Source organism: Pseudomonas sp. 05T35, assembly GCF_056396605.1.
Map to the genome: position 1 here is coordinate 1 of NZ_JBFTLU010000508.1, position 5173 is coordinate 5173.

5 protein-coding genes and 2 pseudogenes are annotated in these 5173 nt (G+C 58.1%); 2 read left to right on the top strand and 5 right to left on the bottom strand.

All coding sequences use genetic code 11. The features are described 5' to 3' along the window. Positions 1–106 precede the first annotated feature (106 nt). On the bottom strand, positions 107–655 hold the full coding sequence (gene grpE, locus AC1DH9_RS26205) for a nucleotide exchange factor GrpE (protein ID WP_477809074.1): 549 nt from the start codon (positions 653–655) through the stop codon (positions 107–109). A gap of 61 nt (positions 656–716) precedes the next feature. Here grpE and recN point away from each other — a divergent pair. After that, positions 717–2354: pseudogene (gene recN / locus AC1DH9_RS26210) on the top strand (DNA repair protein RecN); the annotation flags it as partial. 1 nt (position 2355) lies between these two features. Here the strand turns inward: recN and AC1DH9_RS26215 are convergent. After that, a pseudogene (locus AC1DH9_RS26215) lies at positions 2356–2613 on the bottom strand (transcriptional repressor); the annotation flags it as partial. A gap of 97 nt (positions 2614–2710) precedes the next feature. On the opposite strand from AC1DH9_RS26215, the gene AC1DH9_RS26220 reads away from it, so the two are divergent. Further along, positions 2711–3238, top strand: a complete 528-nt coding sequence (locus AC1DH9_RS26220) for an outer membrane protein assembly factor BamE (protein WP_427533271.1) — start codon at positions 2711–2713, stop codon at positions 3236–3238. A 60-nt stretch (positions 3239–3298) separates the two neighbouring features. On the opposite strand, the gene AC1DH9_RS26225 is transcribed toward AC1DH9_RS26220, so the two are convergent. The 3 genes from AC1DH9_RS26225 to AC1DH9_RS26235 all read right to left on the bottom strand — a co-directional run. After that, positions 3299–3616 (bottom strand): RnfH family protein, encoded by a 318-nt coding sequence (locus AC1DH9_RS26225; protein WP_477809072.1) that lies wholly within the window; start codon positions 3614–3616, stop codon positions 3299–3301. Beyond that, positions 3609–4043, bottom strand: a complete 435-nt coding sequence (locus AC1DH9_RS26230) for a type II toxin-antitoxin system RatA family toxin (RefSeq protein ID WP_103318587.1) — start codon at positions 4041–4043, stop codon at positions 3609–3611. Before AC1DH9_RS26230 ends, AC1DH9_RS26225 begins: the two co-directional genes overlap by 8 nt. 7 nt (positions 4044–4050) lie before the next feature. Continuing rightward, positions 4051–5173 (bottom strand): sodium-dependent transporter (locus tag AC1DH9_RS26235; RefSeq protein ID WP_477809073.1); only part of this gene is annotated, 1123 nt, incomplete at its 5' end.

The following is a 5173-nucleotide window of genomic DNA, read 5'->3' on the forward strand; positions in this document are numbered from 1 at the left end:
CCATGTTCACTCTCCCGAAACTTTGGATTTGGTTGCCGCAGCAGTGGTGGCTAACCGCGGTAGCACTTAAACGCTTGACTTCTAAATGGGGGCCTTACGGCGAATTTCAAGCCTGCTCGTCAATCGAAGGCGAAACCGGCGCCGGAGCCTTGCTGACCACGACCATGGCCGGGCGCAGCAGGCGACCGTTGAGCATGTAACCCTTCTGGAACACCTTGAGCACGCTGTTAGGCTCGACGTCGGCACTTTCCTGCATGGCCATCGCCTGATGGTGCGCAGCGTTGAACGGCTCACCCTCAGGGTCGATCGCTTCCAGCTGATAACGCTTCAGGGTGTCCTGGAACATTTTCAGGGTCAGCTGGATGCCTTCACGCATAGGACGAATGCTTTCGTCGTCCGGGTTGGACAGCTCAAGACCACGCTCCAGGCTGTCGACGATCRGCAGCAGGTCGTTGGCGAACTTCTCCAACGCGAATTTGTGAGCTTTTTCTACATCCTGCTCGGCGCGACGGCGGACGTTCTGCAGATCGGCAGCAACACGCAAAGACTGATCCTGCGCGCCAGCCAGTTGCTCTTCGAGCACTTGTACACGAGCCACCAGGTCTTCACCCGATGCTTCGGGAGCCTGATTGGCGCCTGGATTTTGCGTATCCAGTTGTCAGCCAGAAACAAAACACTGTATAAATAACCAGACCTAAAGCCTGGGAGCGGCCTCTATGCTGGTGCACCTGTCCGTACATAACTACGCCATCGTTGAACATCTCGATCTGGAACTCGATCGCGGGATGAGCGTGATCACAGGAGAAACCGGCGCCGGCAAGTCGATCATGCTCGACGCCCTGGGCCTGACCCTTGGTGATCGCGCCGACAGCGGCGTGGTTCGCCCAGGCGCCGAGAAGGCCGACATCCTGGCCACGTTCGATCTCGCTGATATCCCGGAAGCCAGTGCCTGGCTGGCCGAACGCGATCTCGATACCGACGGCCCGTGCATCCTGCGCAGGGTGATTACCGCCGAAGGCCGCTCGCGCGGCTACATCAATGGCAGCCCCTGCCCGCTTGGCGACCTTAAAGCCCTCGGCGAACTGCTGATCGATATCCACAGCCAGCATGAACACCAATCGTTACTGAAAACCGACACGCACCGCCGGCTGCTCGACGAATACGCCGGCGCCACGGATCTCGCCCGCCAGGTACAACTGGCCGCCCAGCGCTGGCGCCAGACTCGCCAGGAGCTGGAGCGCCTCTCCAACTCCGGCGACGAGCAGCGTGCTCGCCACCAATTGCTCAGCTATCAACTCGAAGAACTGGAAAACCTCGGTCTCGGCGAGAGTGAGCTGGAGCAGCTGGAGCAGGAACACAAAAACCTGACCAACGCCGAAACCCTGCTGGGGATTTGCCGACAAGTGGTTGAGCAGTGTAGCGAAAGCGATTCCGGCAATGTACTGAACGCCCTGACAGCCAGCCTCAATCGCCTGTCGAGCGTGAACAATTCGGTCGGTGCCCTGGGTGAAGCAACCAACCTGCTGACCAGCGCACAGATTCAGGTAGAAGAAGCCGTTGGCGAACTGAACCGCTTCCTCGACCATTTCGATGCCGATCCGGCACGCCTCCAGCAACTCGAAGAACGCCTGGATTCGATCTACACCCTGGCGCGCAAACACCGGATTCAGCCCACCGAAGTCGCAGAACTTCAGCAAAGGCTGCTGGACGAAATCGAAACACTGAATGCCAACGACGAATCCATCGAACGACTGAGCGAAGAGCTGGGTGCATTCGCCCGGCACTACCAGGAAAAAGCCCGGGAGCTGAGCGATCTGCGTCATCAGGCCTCGACCAGCCTGGCCAATGCCGTCGAACAGGAAATTCAACGCCTGGGCATGCCTGGCGGCCGCTTCACTATTGAACTACGCCCCAACACCAGCACCGAACTGCTGCCTAACGGCCTTGAACAGGTGGAACTACTGGTCAGCGCCAACCCGGGGCAACCGCTCAAGGCCTTGGCCAAAGTCGCATCGGGTGGTGAGCTGTCACGAATCAGCCTGGCCATCCAGGTGATCACCGCACAAACCTCGCGAGTGCCAACACTGGTGTTTGACGAAGTGGACGTCGGCATTGGCGGGCCAACGGCAGAAATTGTCGGCCAGCTCTTGCGCCGACTCGGGGAGCGCGGACAGGTGCTGACCGTCACTCACTTGCCGCAAGTAGCCTCCCAGGGCCATCAGCATTTATTTGTCCACAAGGTGCGCGGTGACGATGCCACGCACACTGCCGTGTCCAAGCTGAGCAAAAATGAACGAATTGAAGAAGTGGCGCGAATGCTGGGAGGGATCGACCTGACCAAGGAGTCCCTGGCCGGTGACCGCCGTCAGCCAGCTCGAAAACCGCGTGGCCGCCATCGAAATTGTGACGGACCACCAGACCAGCCGCTTCGAATTGGGTCAGTACACGGTAAACCGTGGCCAGACCGACATCCTCGCCAGCTTCCATCAGCGCCTTGTAAACATCTTCAGCACTCATGTGACGTTGCTCGGCGGAATCGAGCATTTGCAGAATTTTGACCCGTGGCAGGGTCACTTTGAGGCCGGCTTTGCGTAGTTCGCTATTTTCAACCATGGTCAGCTTTCTCGCGATGCTGCTTCGCAGCTACTCTTAATGCGGGTATGATCGGCGTTTACGTTGTCCCAGCCAAGATAGTGGAAGTCGCCCACCGATGCAAAACACCAAGCTCTTGCTAACCAGTTTCACCTTTGTGGGACTGCTCGCACTCGCCGGTTGTTCATTCCCCGGGGTTTACAAAATCGACATCCAGCAGGGCAATGTCGTCACGCAGGACATGATAGACCAGTTACGCCCGGGAATGACCCGTCGGCAAGTACGGTTTATCATGGGCAACCCTCTGCTGACCGACACGTTCCATGCCGATCGCTGGGATTACTTGTATAGCCTGCAGCCAGGCGGCGGTGAACGCCAACAGGAACGCATCAGCGTTATCTTCAACCCTAACGACCAGCTTGTCAGCCTGTCGGGCGATTTCATGCCTGGTGTGAGCCGTGACGAAGCGATTCTCGGCAAGAACAGCGGCACCACCGTCGCCGCCCCAGCTGAAAACGCCGAGAAGCCGAAACCAGAGAAACCGGTAAAACCGGGGTCGCTGCTGGACCAGATCCAGAAGGACGTCGACAACGTCGAAACCGTTCCGGTCCCGACGCCAACACCGCTGGACACTTCACCGCAATAAATTGCGACACAACAAAAAGCCCGGCACGCCGGGCTTTTTGTTGCCTGTCATTTGGGAAATCTACTGATCCCGAGCCTTGGCCTGCGCCGCAGCCTTGGCCGCACGTAACCGACGAACCTCTTTTGGATCCGCCAGCAACGCTCGATAAATCTCGATGCGGTCACCCGCCTGAACCTGACGATTCTCAGGGTCGACAATCACCTTGCCGAAAATCCCCACGGGGCACGTCGCCAGGTCCAGTTCGGGGAATTGCTCGGCGATGCCTGATTCAGCCAGTRCCGCTCGTATAGTAGTGCCCACGGGCACCACTACCTTGAGCAACACCTGGCGGTCGACGGCGGCATACACCACCTCGACGTCAATCACCGGCTTAACCATGCAACTGCTTGGCGCGCTGACAGAACGCGTCCACCAGCGTGTTCGCCGCCTGATTGAACAACGGCCCCAGGGTCGCCCGAACAATCGGCCCGGCATAATCGAACGACAGGTCCAGGCTGATCTTGCAGGCTTTCTCGCCCAATGCCTTGAACACCCAAACACCATGCAACTGATTGAACGGCCCCTCTTCGAGGTGCATCTCGATCGAAGACCCGGCTACCAGTGTATTGCGCGTCACAAAGTGCTGGCTTAACCCGCCCTTGGCCACACCTACGCTTGCACGCATGTGCACGGCAGAGCTTTCCAGCACTTGCGCCTCGGAACACCAAGGCAAAAATTCCGGATAGCGCGCCACGTCATTGACCAGGTCATAGAGCGCTTGCGCCGGATACGGCAATAGAGCCGAACGTTGAATATGTGTCGTCATGTCAGCGTCACTTCCACAGCTGGGCGGCAAACACTACAAGAATGCCGATTGGCGCCACATAGCGCATCAAGAACAATGTCAGGGCAAACAACACCGGGCTGCGCATCGACAGTTCGTCGCGCACCGCTTCACGGCCCATCACCCAACCTGCAAACACCACAAAGCACAAACCACCGAGCGGCAACATGATCCGCGAGGTGAAGAAATCGATCACGCCAAAGAAATCCAGACCATTTTGCGCTCCCCACTGGTAGAGGTGAAACGCACCGCCATCATTCACGAAAAACTTGGCCTGCTTCCATATATTGAAGGAAAACACCGTTCCCAAACCAACAAACCAGCAACTGAATGCCAGCCAGAACGTCACCCAGCCACGACGGATGTTGGTCCGCTCAACCAGGTAGGCCACCATCGGCTCCAACAAGGAAATCGCCGAACTCCAGGCCGCAATCGCCACCAGCACGAAAAACACCACACCCATCAACTGGCCGAATGCGACGTTACCAAAGGCAAATGGCAGACTGACAAACATCAATCCCGGCCCTTCGCTTGGGTTCAAACCGGCAGCAAACACAATCGGAAACAGCGCCAGGCCGGCCAGCAGCGAAACAAAGGTGTCCAGTAACGCAACGCCGACGATGGTCCCGGAAATCGACGAATGCTTAGGCATATAAGCACCGTAGATCATGATCGAACCCACACCGACGCTCAGGGAAAAAAACGCATGCCCCATGGCCGGCAGCAAGCCGTCCAGCAACTTGTCCGGGTTGAAGTCGAACATGAAATGCACGCCTTCCATGAAGTGCCCGGTGGTCAGGCTATAGCCCAACAGAATCACCAGCATCACGAACAGCAACGGCATCATGATCCGCAGGCTGCGCTCAAGCCCCGCGACGACGCCTTTGGCGATAACGAACGCCGACAGCAACATGAAGAGGGTGTGCCACAACGTCAGACGCCAAGGGTCGGCGATCACCCCACCAAAATAGGCGCCAACCTGATCGGCCGTCACGCCCTGGAAGTCACCGCGGCCCATGTCGATGATGTAATCCAGCGACCAGCCGCCCACCACACTATAGAAAGACAGGATCAACAGTGCCGTGATCATCCCGGCAAACGCCCCCCAGGAC

Excerpts from the sequence above, each read along its gene's own strand:
- AC1DH9_RS26230 (WP_103318587.1), bottom strand. The coding sequence starts at position 4,043 with ATGACGACACATATTCAACGTTCGGCTCTATTGCCGTATCCGGCGCAA.
- AC1DH9_RS26220 (WP_427533271.1), top strand. The coding sequence starts at position 2,711 with ATGCAAAACACCAAGCTCTTGCTAACCAGTTTCACCTTTGTGGGACTG.